The 22,997-nt window shown below is 59.6% G+C and carries 22 protein-coding genes; 16 read left to right on the plus strand and 6 right to left on the minus strand.

Annotation, left to right across the window (positions count from 1 at the left end; genetic code table 11):
* Positions 1–227 precede the first annotated feature (227 nt).
* The gene (locus AB4Z24_RS18400) at positions 228–491 is read left to right on the plus strand and encodes a hypothetical protein (protein ID WP_441710505.1); all 264 of its coding nucleotides are present in this window, start codon (positions 228–230) and stop codon (positions 489–491) included.
* Positions 492–587: 96 nt separating this feature from the next.
* Here AB4Z24_RS18400 and AB4Z24_RS18405 read toward each other — a convergent pair whose 3' ends face one another.
* Positions 588–866 carry a hypothetical protein gene (locus tag AB4Z24_RS18405; protein ID WP_441710506.1) on the minus strand — a complete coding sequence of 93 codons (279 nt, stop codon included), beginning with the start codon at positions 864–866 and terminating at the stop codon, positions 588–590.
* A 296-nt stretch (positions 867–1,162) separates the two neighbouring features.
* Between AB4Z24_RS18405 and AB4Z24_RS18410 the strand changes: the two genes are divergently transcribed.
* Positions 1,163–1,468 carry a hypothetical protein gene (locus AB4Z24_RS18410; protein ID WP_441710507.1) on the plus strand — a complete coding sequence of 102 codons (306 nt, stop codon included), beginning with the start codon at positions 1,163–1,165 and terminating at the stop codon, positions 1,466–1,468.
* A 196-nt stretch (positions 1,469–1,664) separates the two neighbouring features.
* A complete protein-coding gene (locus AB4Z24_RS18415; protein ID WP_441710508.1) occupies positions 1,665–2,432 on the plus strand; it encodes a hypothetical protein in 768 nt (255 codons plus the stop codon).
* Between the two features lie 48 nt (positions 2,433–2,480).
* On the opposite strand, the gene AB4Z24_RS18420 is transcribed toward AB4Z24_RS18415, so the two are convergent.
* Positions 2,481–2,852: a response regulator gene (locus tag AB4Z24_RS18420; protein WP_441710509.1), complete on the minus strand. Its 372-nt coding sequence runs from the start codon at positions 2,850–2,852 to the stop codon at positions 2,481–2,483.
* Positions 2,853–3,020: 168 nt separating this feature from the next.
* Positions 3,021–3,668: a histidine phosphotransferase family protein gene (locus AB4Z24_RS18425; protein WP_290990232.1), complete on the minus strand. Its 648-nt coding sequence runs from the start codon at positions 3,666–3,668 to the stop codon at positions 3,021–3,023.
* Positions 3,669–3,948: 280 nt separating this feature from the next.
* On the opposite strand from AB4Z24_RS18425, the gene AB4Z24_RS18430 reads away from it, so the two are divergent.
* The 9 genes from AB4Z24_RS18430 (at position 3,949) to AB4Z24_RS18470 (ending at position 13,632) form a co-directional block, all read left to right on the plus strand.
* On the plus strand, positions 3,949–4,803 hold the full coding sequence (locus AB4Z24_RS18430) for a 3'(2'),5'-bisphosphate nucleotidase CysQ family protein (protein ID WP_441710510.1): 855 nt from the start codon (positions 3,949–3,951) through the stop codon (positions 4,801–4,803).
* 150 nt (positions 4,804–4,953) lie between these two features.
* Positions 4,954–5,838 (plus strand): EipA family protein, encoded by an 885-nt coding sequence (locus tag AB4Z24_RS18435; RefSeq protein ID WP_441710511.1) that lies wholly within the window; start codon positions 4,954–4,956, stop codon positions 5,836–5,838.
* A gap of 124 nt (positions 5,839–5,962) precedes the next feature.
* Positions 5,963–7,366, plus strand: coding sequence for a hypothetical protein (locus AB4Z24_RS18440; RefSeq protein WP_441710512.1), 1,404 nt, complete (start codon positions 5,963–5,965; stop codon positions 7,364–7,366).
* A 120-nt stretch (positions 7,367–7,486) separates the two neighbouring features.
* Positions 7,487–8,467: a cation diffusion facilitator family transporter gene (locus AB4Z24_RS18445; protein WP_441710513.1), complete on the plus strand. Its 981-nt coding sequence runs from the start codon at positions 7,487–7,489 to the stop codon at positions 8,465–8,467.
* A 147-nt stretch (positions 8,468–8,614) separates the two neighbouring features.
* A complete protein-coding gene (locus AB4Z24_RS18450; RefSeq protein ID WP_441710514.1) occupies positions 8,615–9,700 on the plus strand; it encodes a YeiH family protein in 1,086 nt (361 codons plus the stop codon).
* A gap of 16 nt (positions 9,701–9,716) precedes the next feature.
* A complete protein-coding gene (locus AB4Z24_RS18455; protein ID WP_441710515.1) occupies positions 9,717–10,646 on the plus strand; it encodes a LysR substrate-binding domain-containing protein in 930 nt (309 codons plus the stop codon).
* 67 nt (positions 10,647–10,713) lie between these two features.
* Positions 10,714–11,607: an NAD-dependent epimerase/dehydratase family protein gene (locus tag AB4Z24_RS18460; RefSeq protein ID WP_441710516.1), complete on the plus strand. Its 894-nt coding sequence runs from the start codon at positions 10,714–10,716 to the stop codon at positions 11,605–11,607.
* Entirely contained in the window at positions 11,604–12,848 is a 1,245-nt protein-coding gene (locus tag AB4Z24_RS18465) for a class I SAM-dependent methyltransferase (RefSeq protein ID WP_441710517.1), read from the plus strand. Before AB4Z24_RS18460 ends, AB4Z24_RS18465 begins: the two co-directional genes overlap by 4 nt.
* Before the next feature lie 7 nt (positions 12,849–12,855).
* A complete protein-coding gene (locus AB4Z24_RS18470) occupies positions 12,856–13,632 on the plus strand; it encodes a glycosyltransferase family 2 protein (RefSeq protein WP_441710518.1) in 777 nt (258 codons plus the stop codon).
* Between the two features lie 19 nt (positions 13,633–13,651).
* Here the strand turns inward: AB4Z24_RS18470 and AB4Z24_RS18475 are convergent, their stop codons facing one another.
* Entirely contained in the window at positions 13,652–15,091 is a 1,440-nt protein-coding gene (locus tag AB4Z24_RS18475; protein WP_441710519.1) for a tetratricopeptide repeat protein, read from the minus strand.
* A 113-nt stretch (positions 15,092–15,204) separates the two neighbouring features.
* On the minus strand, positions 15,205–15,642 hold the full coding sequence (locus AB4Z24_RS18480) for a PilZ domain-containing protein (protein ID WP_441710520.1): 438 nt from the start codon (positions 15,640–15,642) through the stop codon (positions 15,205–15,207).
* A gap of 167 nt (positions 15,643–15,809) precedes the next feature.
* On the opposite strand from AB4Z24_RS18480, the gene AB4Z24_RS18485 reads away from it, so the two are divergent.
* The 4 genes from AB4Z24_RS18485 to AB4Z24_RS18500 all read left to right on the plus strand — a co-directional run bounded on the left by AB4Z24_RS18485 (position 15,810) and on the right by AB4Z24_RS18500 (position 22,073).
* On the plus strand, positions 15,810–16,052 hold the full coding sequence (locus tag AB4Z24_RS18485) for a hypothetical protein (RefSeq protein ID WP_290990251.1): 243 nt from the start codon (positions 15,810–15,812) through the stop codon (positions 16,050–16,052).
* Between the two features lie 995 nt (positions 16,053–17,047).
* Complete coding sequence (locus AB4Z24_RS18490) at positions 17,048–20,629, plus strand: autotransporter domain-containing protein (RefSeq protein ID WP_441710521.1); 3,582 nt, start codon at positions 17,048–17,050, stop codon at positions 20,627–20,629.
* An 88-nt stretch (positions 20,630–20,717) separates the two neighbouring features.
* On the plus strand, positions 20,718–21,251 hold the full coding sequence (locus tag AB4Z24_RS18495) for an invasion associated locus B family protein (RefSeq protein WP_441710522.1): 534 nt from the start codon (positions 20,718–20,720) through the stop codon (positions 21,249–21,251).
* Between the two features lie 120 nt (positions 21,252–21,371).
* Entirely contained in the window at positions 21,372–22,073 is a 702-nt protein-coding gene (locus AB4Z24_RS18500; protein ID WP_441710523.1) for an SDR family oxidoreductase, read from the plus strand.
* A 14-nt stretch (positions 22,074–22,087) separates the two neighbouring features.
* Here the strand turns inward: AB4Z24_RS18500 and AB4Z24_RS18505 are convergent, their stop codons facing one another.
* Complete coding sequence (locus AB4Z24_RS18505) at positions 22,088–22,783, minus strand: response regulator transcription factor (protein WP_441710524.1); 696 nt, start codon at positions 22,781–22,783, stop codon at positions 22,088–22,090.
* Positions 22,784–22,997: the final 214 nt, after the last annotated feature.

Raw genomic sequence — 22,997 nt, forward strand, 5'->3', positions numbered from 1 at the left:
TTGGCGTTATGATGCGAGAGGTCGGTCCGAACGATTCGGGGGTGCACTTCGAAGCATTTGGCCTGTTCCACATTCGGAAGCTTCGAATCCGAGGCTTTGAACAATCGTGCGACGACGGCTGAAACCTCAGATGGGAAGCGGCTCGTCGGACAGCGCAATATCGCAGGCGCTCCATCCGCGAGATCTTAGGTAGCGGCATCACGCACCGGTCCAGGGGAAACTAAAAAATGAAGACTATTATTCGTACGGGGCTCATTGCCTTCGCAGCCACGGTTGGAATGGCTTCGAGTTCGGCTTACGCCGGCTGTGTTCTCGCTGGCGGCGAGTCTGTCATGGTCACGGAAGACCTCGCGAAGTTCATGGCTGGCCAGGCGCTCAAGCACTCGATTGAAAACCACGGCTGGAAACCGCATGGCGCCGTCAGGGTTCAGTGCGATACGTCGTCGATCGGCTTGCCGCATTGCATGGCGCGCCAGAAGGCCTGCGGCTGAGCGGCTGCCATCTTTCTGATTGAAGCGGGCCCTCGAAAAATATGACTCGCCGGTTTAGCGCCGGCGAGTTTTTCTATGTCTCGATGCGAGCCCGTATCACTTGGCCATCGCGTTGCGCGCGGCACCGACGATCGCCACCAAAAGACCGCCGCTGAAGCCGCACCCCAAGATCTGCGTGATGATCGAAGCTTGATCGAGGCCGCCTGCTGTCGTCCGGAACGCGAGTTCCAGAAGCTGGCCGCCGATCCCACCGCCGACGATCCCCGCGATCGCATTGCCGAACGTGCCGAGACTCTGATTCTTGAGCAGAGCACCGGCGACGTTGCCGCCGAGAGCCCCGCTGATGAGCTGAAGGATCAGGAGAGCATAATCCATGCGCGATCTCCTAGACGTCCGGCGGAGCTAATGGCGAACTGTCCGCAATTCCGCATGGACGATGCCTTGCGCAAGAAACCGCGCCGATGGTGGCAATCGTACAACACTTGCCAGGTAAATCGTCCAGTCTCGGTTTGACGCCCGCAAGTGAATTCGCCGATCCGTGGTCAAGAAGTTACAGCCTTGCGCCAATCGAGGCTCGCAACCATTTCTTCAACTCGACCAACGATAATTTCAGTATCTATTCGTTATAGAAACCCACTCCAGGTGAACGCCGGCGCAGAGAGGCTACCGCGATGAAAATCAAATTTATTTCGGCCATCGTCGCCGGTGCTTGGTTATTCGGGATCGCAGCCCCCGTGATTGCTGCCGAAGGCCCCGAGTCTTCGTCGAATGGCTATGCCCTTCGTCATAAGCGCGGCGGCTACTCCTACGACAAGTCGGAGTCGATCAACACCTACGGCAATCCGGCGCGCAGAAAGCGGCCCCCCGGTCCCCCGTCGTTCCGGGAGCAGACGATCGCCGGGCCGTTCGACAATAGCTTCTTCTTCGACTCGGGCGTAGGAAGCATCTACGGCGGTAACTCGCCCTACATGCACTGATCTCTAGCTCATTGGTTTTCCTGAGCATAATGGCGGCCAGACCACACCTGGCCGCCGGGATTCTGTGAATTCTCCCAGCCCCCGGTGACAAACCTGTCAACTGGTGCCGATGCGCCACTCGCCCTCGTCTTGCCATTGTGCTGACAATAGAAAGACAGCCTGATCTCAAGGTGGGGCTTTGAGGGAGAATTACGTTATGCGCTTCTCGGTCAACTTCGGTACCGCATTCGCATTGGCCGCGCTCTTCGCCGTTGCAACAACCGTTTCGGCAAGTGCGGAGTGCAAGCGCTACGGATTCACGGTCAACGACTACGGCAAGGACGGCCCGACCAAGGACGCGAAGGATCTTCTCGACAAGCTCATTCAGTCGAAGATGACGGAGCGCGGTGTAAGTGACTATCGCACCGGCAAAAAGAGCGTTTCGTGCGAGCTGTTCCTGAACTTCATCGTTTTCGATGAGCACACCTGCACCGCAGAAGCGACCGTGTGCTGGGGCGGTTCGGCGCTTCCGAGTTCCGAGCAGTCGGCGGCGGATGATGCTGAGCCTGCGAAAAAGACCGCGGCCAGCACAGCGCCAGCGGAAGAAAAGCCGGCGAAGAAAAGCGTAACGAAGGAAGCAGCGACCCACACGGACGCTGCTGCAACGCCCGTGGCGCACAAGACGGCCAGCCAGCCGGTTCCGGATCCGAAGTCGCTTCTCGCTCACAAGGCGAAGAAGACGGAAGAAAAGAAGCAGGTTGCGACGGCGCCGGACGTCACCGGAGACGCAACGGCGTCTGACGCGGTCGTCAAGCCCATCGGTGCTGCGAGCAAGGTTGAGACGGGTTCGTTAGCTGATGTTCCGGCAAAGCCCGCGAAGCACAAGAAGGCCGCTGCTGATGCAGCCGCCGCCAAGCCGGACACGGACGCTGGCGGTTATCCAACGCCGCTGCCTCCGCAGGACGGCGCGGGCGCTGCCCAGTAAAGAAAGCGCTGACTGAGCGTGAGGCGAATTCTACGAACCGCCGTTCGATCAAGCGGCGGCGGTTCGAATCTCGAGCAGCTTCATTTCGACGATCTGCCGGTTGAACGGCTTCAAAAGGAAATTGTCGGCACCGTGTGAAAGCGCCCGCTGAATCTCGAGAGGGTCGTTTTCGGTGACCATGTAAATGATGTAAGGCCGCACGCCGAGCGGCAGCGCCCGTATCTTCCCAAGAAGCTCGATGCTGTTCGAGCCCGGCATGCGCCAATCGAGCAGGATATAATCCGGCGCTTCGGTCCTTAGCCGCTCCATTGCCGCGATGGGGCTGTCGGCTTCGCTCACGCGAAAACCTAAGTTCTCGAAGATGAGCCGGGTATATTTTCTGACGATCTCTGAATCATCAATGACAAAGCAGTGAAGCATATTTAGGGCGTCTCGCAAGCAGAGTGCTGCACCAACCGACAGCAAGGCGACCAGAACATCGGACGATGTTCTGAAAAGTGCCGCTAAAATATTAAGGTGCGATTAAGACGTATGGCGGAATGCGGTCCGCGATCCGGGAGATCGCGGAGTGTCGGCCTGACGTCAGCCTCAGCCTGCCGGTTTCGCGACGAGAAGAATATCCGCGCCGTCCTTCAGGATCTCGAGCCTCATCCCGGCCGAAGGCGCGATCCGCCAAGTGTAATACGCCTGGATCGTAATTGCATCGAGCGCCAGCGGCTTGCCGGCGACGAAATCGGTCAGGTACTGCGGCGGCCGCGCAGCCGTGCCTTTGCAGCGGATGAGGAAAACCGGCTGCTCGAATGAGCCGCCGATCGAAACGTCGATTTCGCCTCCGCGCGGCAATGCCGTCACGGCAGAGGCAATGAGATTGAGAAGAAGCTTCACCTTGTCTTTGGCGACGAGGCCCGGGGCGCCGCGCCAGGTCAGCTTGTGCTTGCCCTGCGTGATGCTGACGAAGCCGCGCGAAATCTTTTCCGCGGTGGCAAGGTCGATCATGCTGCCGGCAGATCCGGCGGCGCCGAAAGCGAAACGCGCAAATTCCAACCGCGCCGACGCTTGCTCCGTTACGTTGCGAATGACGTTCAGAGCGTAGCTCTTCGCCTGTTCGTCGTCCTCCTCGTCAAGGATTTCGAGTCCGTTGAAGATCGCGCCAACCGGATTGATGATGTCGTGACAGATCTTGCTCGAGATCATTGCCGCGAGTTCGAGATCTGTCGGCGGAACGCGCTGGTTCATTAGTAGCCCTTTTCTGAGATGCTCTCGGTGGAGAGCGTGCGGCAGCTCAAGCGCGACAGCGCGACGCGAACCGACGGGGGCCGCTTGCGATAATGCCCTGTGCTCTGATACATGCGCCGAATGACGGTTGCCAAGTCTCGCGGCCAATGGGCTCTCGAGGCCCGGATTTTCATGGAAGACATGGGTCTTACGCGCCACGGTAAGAACTGCGGTGCGGAAAACGTATTCGTAACGCGGGCACGCTCCGTGCAAACTGATTCGAACTGGGGTTAGCTTCACGATGTCGCCAATCGACGTCAACGATCATGATGCTCTGATCGCTGCCTTGCTTCCCGCTGTCCGGGAGGCAGGCCGCATCGAGATGGCGCATTTCACCAACGGCGTAAAATTTGAGCAGAAAGCCGATCGTTCGCCGGTGACTGTCGCAGATCAGGAGGCCGAGGGCATTCTGCTGACGGCCCTTGCCCAAATCGCGCCTGACGTTCCTGTCGTTGCCGAGGAGCAGATTGCGGCGGGCGGCGCTTGCGCCTACGCCAAGCGTTTCTTCCTCGTCGATGCGCTTGACGGAACGCGGCTTTTCATTCGCGGCAAGCCCGAGTTCTCGATCAACATTGGTCTCGTCGAAGACGCCAAGACGCGCTTTGGCTTGATCTACCTGCCCCCGTCCGAGCGGCTGTTCGTGACGAGGTCGGATGGCGCGTCCTACGAAGTGCGACTGTCCCAGAAGGATGAAGCGCCATTCGAGGCGTTGCCGTTCAAGCGTCTGACGACGCGCAACCCTGATCCAGCGGCGCTCGTGGCATTCAACAGCCGGGGCAACGGGAACGCCAGCACAAGTCTTTTGGCGACACTCAAAGTCCAGGACGCAAGACCGCTCGGGTCGTCGATGAAATTCTGCCTGATCGCGGCAGGCGAGGGCGATCTTTATGCTCGATTTGGCGAAACTTACGAATGGGATACGGCCGCCGGCCAAGCCATCCTGGAGGCCGCGGGTGGCACGGTCGCGAAAATCGACGGATCGCAGTTGACATACGGGCATTTCGAACGGGGCTATCGCAATCCCCATTTCGTTGCCTGGGGACGGCAGCCGCTCTGGCGCGGCGGTGAGGCCGGAATGCCTGCTCCAAGCGCATAGGCAACGCGAATTGGCCATACTTTAGCAACACATGGCGGCGAATCTGTAAAATAGAAGGCGAACACTCGCTCGGTCACGAGGTGGGCTGCACGCATCGCGTGCGATGCCGGGCGAGGGTCTTGTCGAAAAGGAACATGAGGGGTCACGCCGATGCGGCGCCGCGGCTTCGACAGAACAACGCGAATAAGAGGTGCGGCCTGCGCATCGGTCTTGAGCCTGGTGGTGTGCCTGATTGTCGGCGGCTCGAGCGCCGACGCTCAGGACGACTCCTATAGGCCGCCGGCAGACACCTACACGGGCCAAAGCGGCGTGGATTCCTACCGCTCGGCTCCGCCGCCTCCGGACAATCGATACGACGCCCCTCCACCCGCTCCGGACAATAGATACGCCCCTCCACCGCAAAACTCCGCAGGCGGAGATCCCTATGGCCCCTACAACGGCCCCCGCGATCAGGGTGGCGATCCGGGCGGCTATGGCGCGCCGTATGCGCCGCCTCCGCAAAGCGCGAGCCGGGGCGATGACCGCTACGACGGCGGCCCGCCCCCACCGCGGGATTCGTACACGGAAGATGAAATCATCCGTGCCGGAAACCACTTCTTCGGCTCGGTCAGCGGCGGCTTGGCGTCGGCCGTCGAATGGGCCTTCCAGAAGGCGGGCCGGCCGAACGGCTACATCCTGGGGCAGGACGCGGCCGGTGCGTTCGTGGCCGGTCTGGCCTATGGCGAGGGCACCCTTTATACCAAGGACGCCGGTTCATTCCGGGTCTACTGGCAGGGTCCGTCCGTCGGCTATGATTTTGGCGCGGACGGCTCTAAAGTCATGACTCTCGTTTACAACCTCCGCGATCCGAACGACATTTTTGATCGTTTCGGCGGCGTCGAGGGGAGTGCCTACCTCGTCGGCGGCGTCAGCGTCCAGTTTCAGAAGTCCGGCCACGTCTCATTGGCGCCAATTCGGGCCGGGGTAGGCCTTCGGCTGGGTGCCAACGTCGGCTATTTGAAGTATACAAGGAGCCCGACCTGGAACCCATTCTGATGCAGGCTTGCAGCTCAGTACGGGTTCGGCATTGCAGTGAGGCCCGAAATCGGGCTTCCCTGGCAGTGAGGGAACGTTGCCGTCGGCGGGGGCCGAGAAGCTTTACAATTCAGGGCGAGTTTTCTTGATAACCCTTTCCGCCGCGATGCTCGTAATGCTGGGCTTTCTGATCGCGGCCCTGATTGTGGTTGTGCTTTTGCCTGCCTATCGGCGGCGCGTCGAACGCTTTACGTCAGAGGCGTTGAAACGGACACTCCCGCTCACAGAAGACGAAATCCGTGCCGACAAGGACCGCCTGCGCGCCGATTTCGCGATGGAAGTGCACCGCCTCGAATCCAAGCTCGAGGATGCGAGCCTGACGGCCGCGCGCCAACGGGTCGAGGTCAACCGCCGCGACGCCAAGATCCAGGAACTGTCCGAGTCGATCGCCGACCAGAAGATGAGCGTCGAGGAGCACGAGAACGCACGCCGCGTCCTCGAGCAGGCGATCCTCGACAGGCTGCCGAAGGTCGAGCAGCGTCTCGTCGAAACGCGAAAGCTGCTCGCAACCCGCGACCGCGAAATCAAGACGTTGTCGGCAACGAGCACCAAACAAGCAGCCGCGCTCGAAGAGGCGACGCAACTCAACAAGCAACGCGAACGAGATCTCTCTCAGTTGCGCACGGCGCTGGAGACGCGCGCGGTTCGCAATCGCGCCGGTGCGGGAAGCGCAGTTGCCGACAGTGACGTCGCTCTGCGCACCGAGCTCGAGGCGATGCGCGAGAAAACGCGTGAGCAAGCCGCATTGATCGAGCGCCTGAAGGGCGCCGCCGCTGTCGCCCAGTCGGCACCCGATCGTGACGAGCAGAACGCCGAAATCAAGCGGTTGCTGCTGGCTCTCGCCAAGACCGAAGCCGAGCTGACTTCGCTCAAGTCTTCGCTCGGCGGCGAGGATGCGGAAAGAATGGCGCTCGAAGATCGCGTCGCCGATCTTCAGGCGGCCGTGGATGCGAAGTCCACCGAGATGGCGAAGCTGAAAGCGGCGCTCAAGGTCTACGAAGAGAAAGACGCGGAGCCCGCCGGCATGGCGGAAAAAGCGAACCTCGGCGCCCTGCAAGCCGAGCTCGAAAATCAGCGCCGCATCATCACTGAGCTGCGTGCGGAGATTGCCTCGGGCCAGGAACGCCTGTCGCGGCAGGCCCTTCGCTTCCACGACGAGTTGCGGCGGATTAACCCGGAGCCCGCCGTGGAAACTCCGGCCGAGAAGCCCGCTTCCCCGCGGCCATCGCTCGCCGAACGCATTTCATCTCCGCGCGGACCGCGCCCGGCGGCCTCGAACGACGACGGCTCCGAAACGCCCGATCAGCAGCGGCCGGGATCGTATCTCCGCGCGTTGAACAGCAATGGTGCGGGCGCTACGGCCGATTCTGGCGGGGACAAGCCGCCGCCATTGCCCGCTGAAGAAGCAACTCAGAGTGCGAGCGTCCCGGTCGCGCCGCCGCACCGTCCACGCCTTCTCGAGCGCATCAGCGGCATCGATAAGCGCTAGCTGATTGGATCGCAAACTGGGGCCCCGGCGTTTCTGAGCATTGCCTTGCCGGGCGCAACACCCATTTTACCGCAACGGCGCAGATAATACGTTGGACGTCTAAACCCTTGTGAGCGGATCATGACCGAAGTTCACGACCGGCACGACAAGCACGGTGCTGACCATGATCACGGGGGCGGGGCTCATGGCCATAGCCACATACCGAAGGATTTCGGGTTCGCATTCGCGCTGGGTACAACTCTCAACCTCGGCTTCGTTATCGTCGAGGTCATAGCCGGCTTTCTCGCCAACTCGATGGCCCTCGTCGCCGACGCAGGTCACAACTTCGGTGACGTTTTGGGTCTGCTGATGGCCTGGGGCGCCAGCGCGCTCGCGAAGCGCCGTCCGACGCCACGCTTCACCTACGGCTTCGGATCATCGACGATATTGGCCGCGCTCGCCAACGCGGTCCTGCTTCTCGTAGCCGTCGGCGCCATTGTCCTCGAAGCCATCCAGCGCCTGATCGAACCGGCGCCGGTGGCAGCTGGAATGATGATCGTTGTCGCTGCGGTCGGTATCGTCATCAACGGCTTCACTGCGTGGCTTTTCTTCTCGGGCAGCGAACGCGACGTCAATATCCGGGGCGCTTATCTGCACATGATGGCCGATGCGGGCGTCTCGCTAGGTGTCGTGATTGCGGGCGTCGCCGTCATGCTTACTGCGTGGAATTGGGTCGATCCCGTCGTCAGCCTCATCATCGCCGTTGTGATCGTCTGGAGCACGTGGGGTCTTCTGCAGGATTCCATACGCCTGGCGATGCAGGGTGTGCCGGTTGCCATCGACGTTGCGAGAGTTGAGACGCGGCTCTTGGAGCTGCCCGGCGTCGCCAGCATCCATGATCTCCACATCTGGCCGATGAGCACGACCGAAACCGCGCTCACCTGCCATCTCGTCATGCCCGAGGGCCATCCAGGCGATGCATTCATCGAAACGGCGACGAAAATGCTGCACGACGAGTTCGAGATCCGCCACGCGACCTTCCAATTCGAGGTTAGCGGCGATGCTCCGTGCGGGCTGGGGGCAGGCTGCACCCCCGCGGCCGGCCGGCACGTGCACGCCTGACGAGCGATCTCGCTCCTTTTCGCAACTCCCATGAACTCGGCCCATGTTTCAATCGATTAGTAGAATCGATTGAAACAAGTAGCGCTTTGCGTTAGAACGGAGGATGAGAGCACTCCATGCTAGCGAAAAGCATTGGAGGAGTAAATTATGCCGTCGTTCCTGGCAATTATCCGGTCCGAGAAGCCAGAGCAGCATTTTGGCCGCCCAGTCTCCACGCCCTCCCCGGGCCATACGCCCACGTCCTACGTGCGTGTCATCTCGCCGGGCCTTTTGCTGACGACAACGATCGCCGGTCTTGCGTTCGCTCTTCGCGAAATTCCGGGTGTTGCAACCTTCAGCCCGATGATCCTAGCGATCGTCATTGGCATGGCCTTTCACAATATCATCGGCACTCCCCTTCGAGCGAAGGCAGGCGTTACGTTCTCGCTTCGCCGCATCCTTCGCTTTGCGATTATTTTGCTCGGTCTGCAGTTGACTGCCCAACAGATCGCCGAGGTCGGCCCGCGCGGATTTGCAATTATCGTTGTGACCCTCTTCGCGACGTTCGCGTTTACGACTTGGCTTGGCCGCATGCTCGGCGTTGAACGCAAGCTGACTGAGCTTATCGCGGCTGGAACGTCGATTTGCGGTGCGTCTGCCGTTATCGCGACGAACACCGTCACCAGAGGGCACGACGAAGACGTCGCGTATGCCGTTGCTTGCGTAACGATCTTTGGCTCAGTCGCAATGTTTGCATATCCGGTCCTGCCCGGCTTGCTTCACCTCGATCCGCATGCCTTCGGTCTATGGACTGGCGCTTCAATTCACGAGATCGCCCAGGTCGTTGCGACGTCATTTCAAGACGGCCAGTCGTCCGGAGAGTATGGAACAATAGCCAAGCTCAGCCGCGTAATGCTGCTTGCGCCGACGGTGATTGCCCTCGGCGTTCTCGCGGCGCGGCGCAAGAGCTACCATGCAACGGCAAGCGCCACGGAAAAGGCACCGATGCCTTGGTTTCTCGTCGGTTTTATCGCGCTGGTGGCATTGAACAGCCTCATCGACATTCCGACCGAAGCCAAGAAGGTTCTCGTGACGTTGACGACGGTCTTGCTATCAATATCGCTCGCGGCAATGGGCCTCGAGACTGACATCTCGAAGCTGAAGGCGAGAGGCTTGAAACCGCTTATGCTTGGCGCCGCGTCGTCATTGTTTATTGCGAGCTTCAGCTTGACCCTGATCAAAGCCGTGGCTTGAACGTGAAGAGGACCATATGACCCTCGAGCAGTTGCGGATCTTCGTTGCCGTAGCGGAGCGCCAGCATGTGACGCAAGCTGCCCAGGAGATCAACATCACACAATCGGCGGCGAGTTCGGCGATCGCAGCACTCGAAGACCGCTACGCGGTGAAGCTGTTTGATCGAGTCGGACGGCGCATCGAGTTGACGGACGCCGGCCGTATATTTCTCACTGAAGCACGTGGCGTACTCGCACGTGCTGCAACGGCTGAAAAGGCCCTGCAGGACCTGTCTGGAATGAAGCGTGGCACCTTGTCGATCTTCGCCAGCCAGACCATCATCAACTATTGGCTTCCGCCCATTCTCGCGACGTTTCATCGGCTGTATCCCGACATCAAGCTGAAGCTCAGTGCGGGCAATACGCAACAAGTAGCCACCGCGACCCATGAAGGCGCTGCCCACATCGGACTCGTCGAAGGCGTAATCGACGATCCTCACCTCTCTGTCCGCAGCATCGAAGGCGACAGGTTGATCATTGTTGTTGGGCCGACGCACGCGCTGGCTTCGAAACCCGAGCTTGAGACCTCCGATTTGCTGTCGACCCGGTGGGTTTTGCGGGAGCAGGGTTCCGGGACACGGACCGAATTCGAAAAAGCTTTGAAGTCAATGTCAATGACATTGGCCGATCTCGATGTCGCGCTCGAACTACCATCGAACGAGGCCGTGTGCTCCGCCGTGGAAGTCGGGGTCGGAGTGACGGCCATTTCAAATCTGGTCGCAGAATCTGCGCTACTTTCGGGCAGGCTCGTTTCGCCGGAGTTTCCCCTGCCGCACCGCTCCTTCCATGTGCTGCATCACAAGGAGCGCTACGTCAGCCAGGCCGAATTGGCATTTCTAGAACTGGTTGGAGCAGGGCCCGCATCTGCGGTGCGCCGGCGGAAGAAAATGGCACCGGCGCCCCGGTAATCGTCACAAGGCACGCGCAAGCCAAACCTGAAACAGATCAGTCACTGTGCGATCTGTGGGAGGCGCGGTGAAAATTCTTCTTGTCGGCCACGGTTACGTGGGCAGCTACCTGTTGCCGGCTCTAGTACAGGCCGGACTTGACGTTTCGGTCTGCGACCAGAACGTCGATCGCCTCGCGGGCGTACCGAACGCCATGCGCTGCCGCTATCAGGAACTGACGATAGCGGATCTGGCCGATTTCAACGTCATTCTCTGGTTCGCCGGGCATTCGAGCGTTCCGATGTCGCTCAGTGACCCCGACGGCGCCCTCGCCAACAACTGCCTCGATCTTCTTCATTTCGCACGGCGCAAACCGCTCAATGCTCGGTTGATCTACGCCAGCACCGCGAGCGTCTACTCGGTGATGATGTCAGAGAACGGCATAGCACCGCCGTCCCTCGACGAATCCGAAACGCGGCTCGACCCGGTCAATCCGTACGATTGCTCGAAGGTTTCGATGGACGCGCTCGCGCGCTGCTTCGCGAACGCCATAACGGGAATTCGCCTCGGGACGGTCTGCGGCATGAGCCCTTTCCTCCGCCCGGAGCTGATCTTCAACGCGATGAATATCGCTGCGATGCGCGACGGCTGCGTCCAAGTCCGCAACAGACGCTCCTATCGCAACATCCTCTTCCTCGAGGATCTCGCTCACTACGTTCTGAAGCTCATCGAGTTTCGCGACGAACTTCCGCCGATTCTCAATACCGGCTCGCTCAACATCAGTATCGGCCAGCTCGCCGACAGCATCGCCGCCTTCCACGGTGTGCCGGTGATCGATCACGGCAGCTCGACAACGTACTCGTTCCAGATGAATTGCCAGAAAATCCAATCGCTCTGCGGCGCGGCGCGCGCCGTCAGCATGGCCGAACGCTGTGAGCGGTTTAGTGCCAGCTATCGCCCCGAACTAAAAGTTGCATCATGACGGCAGATTGCGAACCACAGCGTACCTGCATCGTTTGCAATGGGCTCGTGACGCCGTTGCTCGGTCTGGATGTTCAGCCACCGGCCAATCAGTTGCTCGCCGATGCCGATGAGCCGCATGAAGCCTTTCCGTTAGGCTTCGCGATCTGTCCACATTGCACGCACGGTCAGCTAACGCACTTCGTCGATCCGGCCAAGCTCTTCAAGCATTACCTCTACGCGAGCGGCACCAGCGGAACGCTCAAGGCCTATTTCGAATGGTTCGCCGATACGTTGCTGCGCGCGAGCAAGCCCGGCGCCCGCGCTCTGGAAATCGCTTCGAACGACGGCAGCCTCTTGGGATGCCTGGAAGCGCGAGGCTTCGACGCCGTGGGTGTCGATCCCGCCGAAAACCTGAATAAGATCGCGAGCGCCGCCGGACGGAAAGTCGTCACCGGCTTCTTCCCGTACGCGCGGCCGGAAGGGCAGTTCGATATCATCATCGCGATGAACGTCGCGGCCCACACCCCGGACCCGGCGACGTTCATGCGCGGCGTGCGCGAATGCCTGGCACCGGGCGGTGTCGCGATCATCCAGACGAGCCAGGCGTTGATGATCGCCAACGGCGAGTTCGACACCGTCTATCACGAGCATTATTCGTTCTATACCGTCGCTTCGATGGCCCGCTTGGCAGAGACTTGCGGCTTGCGTGTCGAGGCGTCCCAGCTCACCTCCGTCCACGGCGTGAGCCTGCTTTCTTTCCTCAGAAGATCCGACGATGCGTCAGCGCCGTTCGCTTTCGATGGCGGCGAGCCTTTCACTGTCGCGTGGCCGTCGCCGACGCCGCCATCGCTGTCACGCGAACTCTCCGGCGCCGAAGTCTTGAGCGCCTACGCGACGTTTGCTGACGGCGCCAAGGGCGCAATGAGCGCCGCAGCTGAAGTCGTCAAGCAACATCGCGCAACGGGCCGAAAGATTGGTCTCGTCGGCGTCGCGGCAAAAGCGCTGACGTTCGTCCGCGCCGCCGGCATCGTGCCCGATGTCTATCTCGACGAAGCGGCACTGAAGGTTGGACTGACGATCCCAGGCACGCAACATGCGATCCAGCCCTTCAGCAAGGCGGCCGAAATCGCCGGCGACACGACGTTTCTGATCGGTGCCTGGAATTTTGCCGATGAGCTGATCCGAAAGATCCGCCAGCAGAGCGGCAACGCATCGCCGAAATTCATCGTCTATTTTCCGACGCTTCGTGAGATCGGGTGAAACGACAATGCCGAAGCGGGTCGTTATCTCGCACTTCTTCAACGAGGCCTATCTGCTTCCTTGGTGGCTCCGCCATCATCGCGAGATTTTCGATCACGGCGTCCTGATCGATTACCACTCGACAGATGCGTCCGTCGAAATCTGTCGCGAGCTTGTGCCCCATTGGGAAATCGTTCCATCTGAAAACGCCACGTTCGCGGCGCTTCTCTGCGATTTCGAAGTGATGAAGCATGAGCAACGTTTCCCGGACGCGTGGAAACTCGCACTCAACACCACTGAATTTTTCGTCGCTCCCGGATTGCAAAAGATGGAGCGGGTTATTGCTCAGCACGACTTGACGGGCGTCTGCCTGCCCGGCGCCGTGATGGTCGATACCGATCCGCAAAATCCTCCAGATCCGCTGCGGCCGTTGATCGAGCAGAAGGCCACGGGCATCTGGGAAGACGAGATCGATTTCGCGTCCCTGGCTATTCCGGGTCTGACATTTCCGACGCGCAGCCGGCTCTACCACCGCTACGCGATCGGAGCGTATACGCCCGGCAGGCACTCATCGCATTTGCCGCGCCAGTGCAACGGCAGCCGCGAGCTTGGATCGATCCGGTGGTACGGGTTCAGTCCGTGGTCGAATGCATTCAAGGCGCGCAAGCTGCAGATTTCGGAGAAACGCGATAGCTTCGACATCAAGAACGGTTTCGGCGCGCAGCATCAGGCGGACATTGCCGAGCTTGATGGCCGCTGGTCGAAGCTCGCGCCGTTGAGCAGCGTATTACGAAACGCTGCCTAAAACCTTCCGCGCCACCGGACTAGTGGGCATTCGGCAGGACCGTCGCCGCTATCGTCTCGCGCAAGATTTTCGCTTGATCCCGTTTCGCGAACACTTCGAATGCCCGCCGCTCGAGTGCCCGCCGGCGCGGCTCGTCGCGAACGAGCGATACACAGCTAGACACGAGATCGTCATACGGAACGGCCAGCATCGCGCTCTTGATGTCGTCGTCGATCTCCGTATGCGGCCCGCATTCGGATACGACAGCTTTGCGGTTCGCGAGGAGGTATGATGTCCGGACGATCTCGTGGATGCTGTCCTGGTAGAAGTGCATATTGAGAACGACTTTTGCGTCCGCAATCGCCCGGTCGCGCGCTTCTCCATAAACGTTGAAGAGATGCTTCACGTTGAGCCCGGCAGCGCCGAGCGCCACAAGGACAGCCTGACGGCGCGCATTCAAGCTGCCGTAAAAGAGAACGTCGACCGGCTGTTCGGACGGCGGAAGAGCGCGCGTCAGCTCTGGCGCATATCCGACGCTGACGTGGCGAACATAGGGGTTACCGGTGAGCCGGCGCAACGCATCGATGTTGCGGACGCTGTAATCCCAAACCGCGAGGCGGCTCAACAGGTTGAGGTAAATCGGTCGCGAGCGCACATCGAACCCGGCCACCTGTTCGAGATTGATGATCACGGTGTTCATCGGAACGCGGTCCGCGAGTTCCGGCGTGTCGATAAGATGAGCACCGAGCAGCAGATTGATGCCAGAAGTTTGCAGCGCGTTGGTTTTGCGCTCGACCTCAACGCCGAGCGACCTGAGACCGCTTTCAAATCCCAGTGCAAGATCGTCGAAGCCTGCCGTATGCGGATTGCCATCGGGCGTGATCGTGACGAGGCTGACTCTGCGCCAGGCAGGTGGGATGAGGTCCGTGCTGAGGAAATCCGCTTCGAAGAGGTCCGCGTCCGCGCGTACCGCGGTTTCAACTGCCGGCGAAGCCGCGACGGACGCGGCCACCCGCAGACCGCCCGCACGCCGTGCAACGGTGTTTTGCAGCTTGCTCTGCAACGATGGCGCGGAGGGATCGAGTTCTATCGCCGACGTAAAGGCTTCGACGGCGCCTTCGAATTGTCCGAGTTTGACGAAAATATCGCCGAGCATCTCCCACGACGAAGCGGAATTGTAACCGAGGCTGATAGCCTTGCCCTTGGCACGCGCTGCAAACTCGAGCTTGCCGAGCGGAAGGAGAACCGTTGCCAAGGCCTCGTAGGCATCGGCCGAATCCGGCTCCTTCACGATCGCCTTGGCGAAAAGCTCCGCGGCGACATCCAGCTCACCCAAGCGTGCGATCTGCAACCCATGAAGCAGCAAATCCGTAGCCGAAGCCGTGGCGGGATCGAACGGAACGACGGTGCTCGGAAGGCCGTCCGCCTGCTCCTCATCGTCGATCAGATCGGACAGCGAAGGCCATTGGTTCATTGCCATCGAATTCTCCGGACAAGCGCAATCAAAACCCGCCCGAAAAGCGAAGCCGCCGAGCGCATCTTCCGATCTAGATGGATAACCCTGCGCGAGCCTGTCGCTTGCGGAATGGTGGCCTAGACTGATCCCCGGCCCGGGCGGCCCGCGGCGCTCGCTCGGTCCTTGGCGAGCGACGCCAGTGCCCGAATACGCAATTGTTCGATGGCGAACGCCTGCTCTGTGAGGAACAGGTACGCCGGCTGCGTCTCATCTAGCTCCGGCAGCAGCTTGATTCCTGCTTTGTGCCAAACGGCCCAAGCGACCTCCCCGGCTAGCGATATGTCTGGCGTGAGGGAGATTTGAATGGGGTCTCCCGTCGCAAGCCCTCGAATGCCGTCGACACGAAGGCCTGAAGCGGAAAAATCAACGACGCGCACATTCTGGGTGATGCCTCGGCATTCCAGGATCGCTGTAATGCTGACCCGATGGCGGTCGTCTCGTCTGCGCAAAAAGTTTCGTGCCAATGCTCCAGGCCGCATATGCCTACCGTCCACGCTTTGAATAAAATTCAACATGATCCCAAGGTACTATTCAAGAATTATCGGATCGTTACCGAGCGCGCAAAAAGCGCGAGAAAGCGCCATCCACACGAATTGCATAATGTAGATCGAGAGCAATCGTTGCATTTTCTCCCGAAGTACTAGTTAATTAAGATTAATACTTTCGATTCGAGGAGAATTTTATGCGACCAGAGCTTGAAGCTGTACTTGAGGCCTACCGGCAGGATGCTGCCGTCGAGGAGCAATTGATTCAGGAAATTCTCACCGTGCTGGCCGTAACCGGCGCCGCACGCAAACGCACGATCCAGGAGCTGTCGCAAGTCGTCAGCCGCCACACCATCAAGGCTGCGGAAGAGCGCGAGTTCAGGCAGGGCACGGATGAGCTGGCCCGTTACGATTTTCACCAGCCGTTAAGGCAGATGTAACGCGCTGGTGCGGGGCATCGATTTGGAGGCGCAGCGGGCGGCGACAGTGCGAGCGACTTCATGATCGAGCGCGTTGACCATCATCTCGGCCAGCATCTCGAATGGAACGCAGGCGTGCTCCGGTGGAAATAAAACATGAAAAATTTTCTCTTCCCCGTCGCTCGCATGTGCGCAGGAATTATCGAGATGACAAGCAATGTGGCCCAGGAGGCCTGGCATAGCCGCAGTACGGATTCCGTCGGTCCGATCAAGAGAAATACTGCAGAAAGCCCGGAAAACGACATCATTCGCCGCCCTTCCATATTGGCGCAACGACTCCTATCCGGACCGCACGAAATATATTCTGAGAGTAAACCTGAAACGCGCGGCGCGCCCGCGTTCGATGTGACGAGCTTTTGCTCGGAACTCGAAGCATGGCGCGCTTCGCTCATGTCGCCGCCGGCGCGACCAATCGTGGACGAACATCAGTCCTTCCTCAGGCACGATGATCATCTCGTTGCTGCGAATTTTCGGGCGGACTTGGTGCCCTCGGGATTGAGCAGGGCATCAGCATCTATCGAGAATGACGTGACACACGCCGTTCGAAATATCGAGCGCGGTCCCATCTTCCGCCCTCTCGTACGGCCTCCGCGCAGCAGTTGAGCCTAGCCTTTGCGGACGCCAAGGCGACCTCGCTTTGATTCTGATGGCAGCCGAGCCGCCACGGCAGGATCGAAATTCTTCCGATTCCACTCTGCGCGTATGAGGTCCCGCTAAAACCGGGGCGATCGAGCCATTGTTTGCTGCGAAATTTTCGGCGTGCGCGGTCGATTCCTGTGAAAACCATCAGAAATAGAGCGAACGGATGCTTTTCTAGGTACTACTCATATAGTACCTAAGGATCACAACTCGCGATTCGCAGTGTTGCTCACTGTGCTGGCAATTCTCGACGGAAGGCACCGCTTTTCCGAACGCGAGGGCTTGTGTGCTGCGTTCCAAACATTTGGGGGACTTTCATGGATCGCAAGCGCGCATCTGTGCTCGATAAGCTTGGCCGAAACTGCGAGAACGGGAAATTCGGTTTCGGGCGATGGTTGACGGAGCGACATCGCTTTCACGGCATCACTCCGCCGTCCTGCTTCATCTCCGCCCTGGCGCTAACTTTGATCGTCGGCAGCGGAACGGCAGTTGCCGACCCTGGCGGCGTCTATATCCACGATAAAAATCACGCCAACGTCGATAATGACTACGATCATATCGTCAACACCCATGGCGCTGGTGTCCGGATCAAAAACATCAACGGCGATGTATCCATAAAGAACCGCTACGGCGGAGACTGGAACGATGCCCTAATCGAGGGCTCCGACGAGGGAATCAAGATCACCCGCGTCCGAGGTTATATCCGGATCGACAACCGCTTCGGAGGCAAAGTCATCGGTCACGGCGACGATGGCATCTATATTGACGACGCCAGGGGTGACGTTCGTATCGACAATCGCTTTGGCGGCAGAATCTACGGACACGACGACGGCATCGACATCAGGGATGTCGGTGATGACGTGCGAATCTCAAACAGCTTCGGAGGCCGTATCACAGGTCGTGACGACGGCATCAAGATCCGCGATGTTCGCGACGATGTCACGATCACAAACAGCCACGGCGGCACGATCACCGGCCGTCACGGCGACGGCATCGATATCAGCGACGTCCGCGACGACATCAGGATCGACAATCATGACGGCGGCAGGATATTCGGCCAAGACTCGGGCGTAGAAATCTCGAAGGTCCGTGGCGACGTCACGATTTTCAATGACGACGGAAAGATCGCCGGCCGCTACGACAGCGGCGTCGATATCTCAAATGTTCGTGGTGACGTCAAAATCGACAGCGATGGTGGCAGCATTACCGGCGGGGAGGATGGCGCCCGCGTAAGCGACGTCCGGGGGGGCGTCGCCATTCACAATCGGGACGGCAAGATCACCGGAGAGGACGACGGCATACACGTCCGTGACGTTCGCGACAACGTCATCGTCATCAACAGCTATGGCGGCACCATCGCGGGATGGCGCGACGATGGCATCGACATTAGGCATGTCGGCGACGGCGTCGGCATCGATAATCGCTTTCACGGCAAAATCACCGGACGCGATAACGGCATTCAGATCAACGATGTCGATGATGTCATGATCGCCAATAGCGCGGGCGGCAGCATTCGCGGGCGGAACGGCGACGGAATTCGCATCGAAGATGCGGATGGATGGGTCGGCATCGACAATACGCGCGGAGGACGGATCGTCGGGCACGACGACGGAATTCACATCCGGAATGTCGATGACGACGTTGCCATCGACAACAGTTATGGCGGCAGAATCGAGGGCGAGCGCGGCGATGGCATCGACATCCGCAACGTCGACGATGATGTTTGGATCAACAATCGATTTGGCGGCAAGATCACTGGCCACGATGATGGTGTGAGAATTCGCAATGTCGGCGACGATGTCATCATATCGAACAGCCGCGGCGGAAGAATAATCGGCGAGCGAGGCGATGGCGTGAACGTCAGTCGTGTCGATGGCGATGTCGGAATCGACAATCAAAGAGGCTCCATCCAGGGCCGCGACGACGGCATCAAGCTCAGCCGCATCGATGGTGACGTTTGGATCGGAAACGACGGCGGCATGATCCGAGGCCGTCGCGGCACCGGCGTCGACGTGAGAGCAGATGATTTCGTCACGATCGACAACGGCGACGGCACGATCAAAGGTCGGAAAAGTGCGATATCGATTCAGGCCGAGTCGGCAACGATCAATTCCTCCGGATTGATCGAGGGCGGTGGAAGGCATGGGGCAGCGATCGAGCTTTCGACCGAGGAAGGCGCGACAATCAATAACAATGCTGAAGGCCTCATTCGCAGCTCTCGTGGGTTGACGGACGACCTCATTGTTGAAGCACGCGGCGGCGCCGTCACGATCAACAACGACGGGACGATGATCGGCAGAATAGACCTGTCCGGCGCGGACTATACCGAAACGGCGAACGTCTTCAACAACACGAGCAACGACAGCTGGCACTTCACCGGAACGAGCGATCTCGGTGGCGGTCTCGCAGACGTCTTCAACAACACGGGAACGATCTACACGACAGACCCGAACAACCCTGCTTACAACGACATCACCATTCTGACGGGTGTTGAATATTTCAACAACGGCGGCAATGGCGACAAGGGCACGATCGATTTGCAGGACGGCCATGCGGGCGATGTCTTTATTCTGAGGCCGACCGATGGAGGCGAACTAACTTACTACGGCGCCGACGGTCAAAGCGCTCTGAAGGTTGATGCGTTCCTCGGAACTGCGTCGAACTCCATCTCGGATACGCTCGAGATCGAGGGCGATGTAACAGGAACGACCGCCGTCTATATCAACAACGTCAGCTCAGGTTTCGGCGCCTACAACCCATACGGAACCAAGATCGTGGGTGCTACGGGCTCGCTGCCAGCCGGTAGCTTCTTCCTGGCCAACGGCCCGATCGAAACCGGTATGTTTACGTACGATCTCTATCTCAACGGCTCAAACGAATGGGTACTCGCCAGCGCGCCCAATCAGACGTTCTTCGAGCTGCCGAGTTTGACGTCCGCGGCCCAATCGATCTGGCACAACGCAGCGGGCGCCTGGCTTGACCGGACGGCAGATTTGCGCACGGCGCTGAATGAGACGTGTGCGCCGGTCAGCCTCAAGGACACGAACGCGGGATGCGCAAAGCCGGCGTCCGGTGTTTGGGCAAAGGTGCTTGGATCGTCGGAATCGCGTTCGACGAGCCACGCGTTCACGTTGATGAATTCGACCGCGGCGTATTCCGTCAACGCGCAACTCGACGGCGGCGGCGTCATCGGAGGCTACGACGTTATCCGCAGCACCGCAGACGGAAACGGCATCTGGATGGTCGGCGTCATGGGCGGCTATCTGCGATCGGAATTGAATTTCGATCGCTCTGCCAACAGGGCCGATTTCCAGAGCGGCGCCATCGGTGCTTACGTCACCTATCTGCAAGGCGGCTGGTTCATCGACGGCCAATTCATGGCAAATCTCGGAAACGTCAAATACTCTGGCAGTCAGTCGGTGAAAGAGCATTCGAATCTGACGGCAATCGGCGGTGTCATCGATGTTGGGTATCGCGTAACGCGCGGCAATGCCTTCATCGAGCCGGGGGCGACGCTCTCCTATGTCAACGCGAACATCGACGCGATGGATCTGTACGATACATCGGTGAACTTTTCGAACGGTGATAGCTTGCGCGGCCGGCTTGGCGTGCGTCTCGGAACGACCATTGCGAAGGAGCGCGCAAAATATGAGCCGTTTATCGGCGTCAGCGCCCTCTACGAATTTCTCGGCAACAACACAGCGGACGTGACGAGCGGCGATTACCAACTCAAGGCGACAGACGATCGCAGTGGCGCGCTTGGCGAAGTCACGGGCGGTGTCAACGTCTTCAGCCTGACGAGTAACGGCATCAGCGCCTTCGCCAAAGGGAACGTCCAATTCGGAAAATATGATTTCGTCGGATATGGCGGAAGCCTCGGCGTCAGGGTTGATTGGTGATGTTGGGCCGGAGGACGATCCGCTCCCCATTCGTCCTCCGGCCGCGTCTCGAACCGCTAAATACGTATTTTGAATTGGAGATGATGAGATGAATAAATCCATTCTGCGCTTTATGGCCGGAATTGTGGTGGCTGCTCTCGCTGGCGCTGCACGTGCGGAGGCGCCGGCATCGGTAGAGGCCGCGAAAGCGCAGCCGGTGGTTCAAACGATCGGTGACTGGCTGGTGGCGTGCGAGGCTGAAACGAAGGGCCACAAATCCTGCGTTCTTTCGCAAACGCTCGTAAGCGAAAAGCTCAACAAAACGGTTGGCGTGCTGACGATTGACAAGGACGCGGCGGGCAAGCTCAAGGGGGCGCTCCGGTTGCCCGTCGGCGTATCGCTACCGGCAGGCGTGGTCGTAGACGTTGAGGGCAAGGCCGCACTCACTGTTCCCTATGCAGCCTGTCGCCGATCGGGATGTTTCGCGCAGTTCGATTTGACTGAGCCGCTGCTCAGCCAGATGCGCAAGGCATCGAAAATATCCGCCGTTGTCCAAGACACGTCCAACAAGTCGCTCAGCCTGACGTTCTCGACGCGCGGCTTCCCGGACGCCTACGCAGCCTATGTCAAAGAAAGCAAATAGTCCTTTGACGAATTATCCACCGAAGGGCGCATTCCGGGCGCTACCACTAGTTGCTATTCCGGTGTTATCCGGGCATAGCACTTTGTATGCAATCTAAGGTTGTTTAGGACTGTGAGAGCTATGGACCTTGAGAGCGACTGGCCGGCTCGGGCGCTGACGGGAAAAGTCGCGGCTATCCCGTTGGCCACTACGCCCTTTGGAGAGGCGATAACCGATTTGGTTCTCGCACACGGCGGCAGGCTGGCGCTCGGTGCATCGCCCGCACAATTCGAGGCGTTCGACGCAAAGATCGACGGTCGCGAAGGCACCCACTGCCAGCACGTGGATTTGGACCGCCCGCACTCGTTGAGTGAATTCTTCCAAATCGCCTTCGCACAGTTCGAACGTCTGGATGTCGTCGTGCTGGAGCTGGCATTTTCGAAGCGGCGGCGAATGACGACGGAAAAGGCGATCGAGGCGGGAACACGCCGGTTGCTCTACTGTCTCGACGCCGTGTTGCCCTATATCGGTAGGGATCTGCACTTTATATGCGTCGGGCCTGCGTCAGGCCCCGCCGTCATTCCGATTACGACGGCGTTCCTCGCCGCAAAGTTCGCGACGACACGAAAAACGCCGGCGCCGCGCATTCGCATGTCCATCGTGTCGCCGCCCGAAGAGTCCGCAGCCGGCGAGGTCGCGCTTGCGCGCGCCGTTGTGCACCTGATGAAAGAAGCGCGAAGCCCGGACATTCTGGAGACGGTGCTCTCGCCCCGGCCAAGACCGCGGCGCCAGCCGCGCCTGCCGCGTTTCGACGCTCGAAGCAAACTGTGTGTGCAGGCGTGAGAATGTCGGGCGCGCTAACCCTTCGCTCGCATATTGAGCTGATTTGCGATCATCGCAGCGCGCGTTCTGTTCGGCAATCTGAGCTTTTGCAAGACCGCTGTCACATGCCGCTTGACGGTATTCAGGGAACAGGAAAGTTCGTCGGCGATTTCGGCGTTGCTCTTGCCGGCGCCGAGCAACATCAGAACTTCCCGCTGCCTCGGACTAAGGGATTCGACGTCGGGAGGCAGGATCGGAGCAGCAGACGCCTCGCTAAAACCGGGCCCGAATTGTTGGAAAAGTGCTCGCGCGATGGTGTCCTGGATAAGACCGGGATTGAGTGTGACAGGCGCTTTCTGCGCCTTCGACGCAGTATCGGTTTCTTTGGTTTCGGGGACCCACGCCGCGATATCGACGTGCATGAGAACCGCGCCGCTCGCCGCGTCTGAACTCACAGGAACCCCGATGATGACAAACCACTGCTTCTGCTTCGGCCGCGACGGTACGACGAATGAAATGAGGCTGCGCTTGCGCTTCAGGAGCGATTGGATCTCGGTTCGATGATCATCATCGCAGTGATCAAAATAGGAGTCGCCAACAGGATATTGGCCGAGCGCAATTTTCTGATTGCCGTCGGCCGGCCCGGCTTTGGCGCTCACGTCCATGATGACGCCTCGGTTGTCGATGAGCACGACATAGACTGGCGGTTCGCGCGAGGTGGAGGATTTCATCGCAGTCCTGCAGAGTGACACGGCAAATGGCTGGGGCGCGTGACTAGCGAATAGGAATCATTCTGCTCCAGCCAACCGCAGTGATTAGCGAGCCTCAATCGCGAAGGCTAGCGGCGCTTTGCTACAGCTGCGCTTTGAACACCCGTTATTTGATCGCGAGCATTTCCACCTTAAATTGCAGTGCAACTTGTGGAGGTGCTAGTCCGTGCGGCAT

The organism is Hyphomicrobium sp. 2TAF46 (assembly GCF_052114865.1).
Classification (GTDB): Bacteria; Pseudomonadota; Alphaproteobacteria; order Rhizobiales; family Hyphomicrobiaceae; genus Hyphomicrobium_B.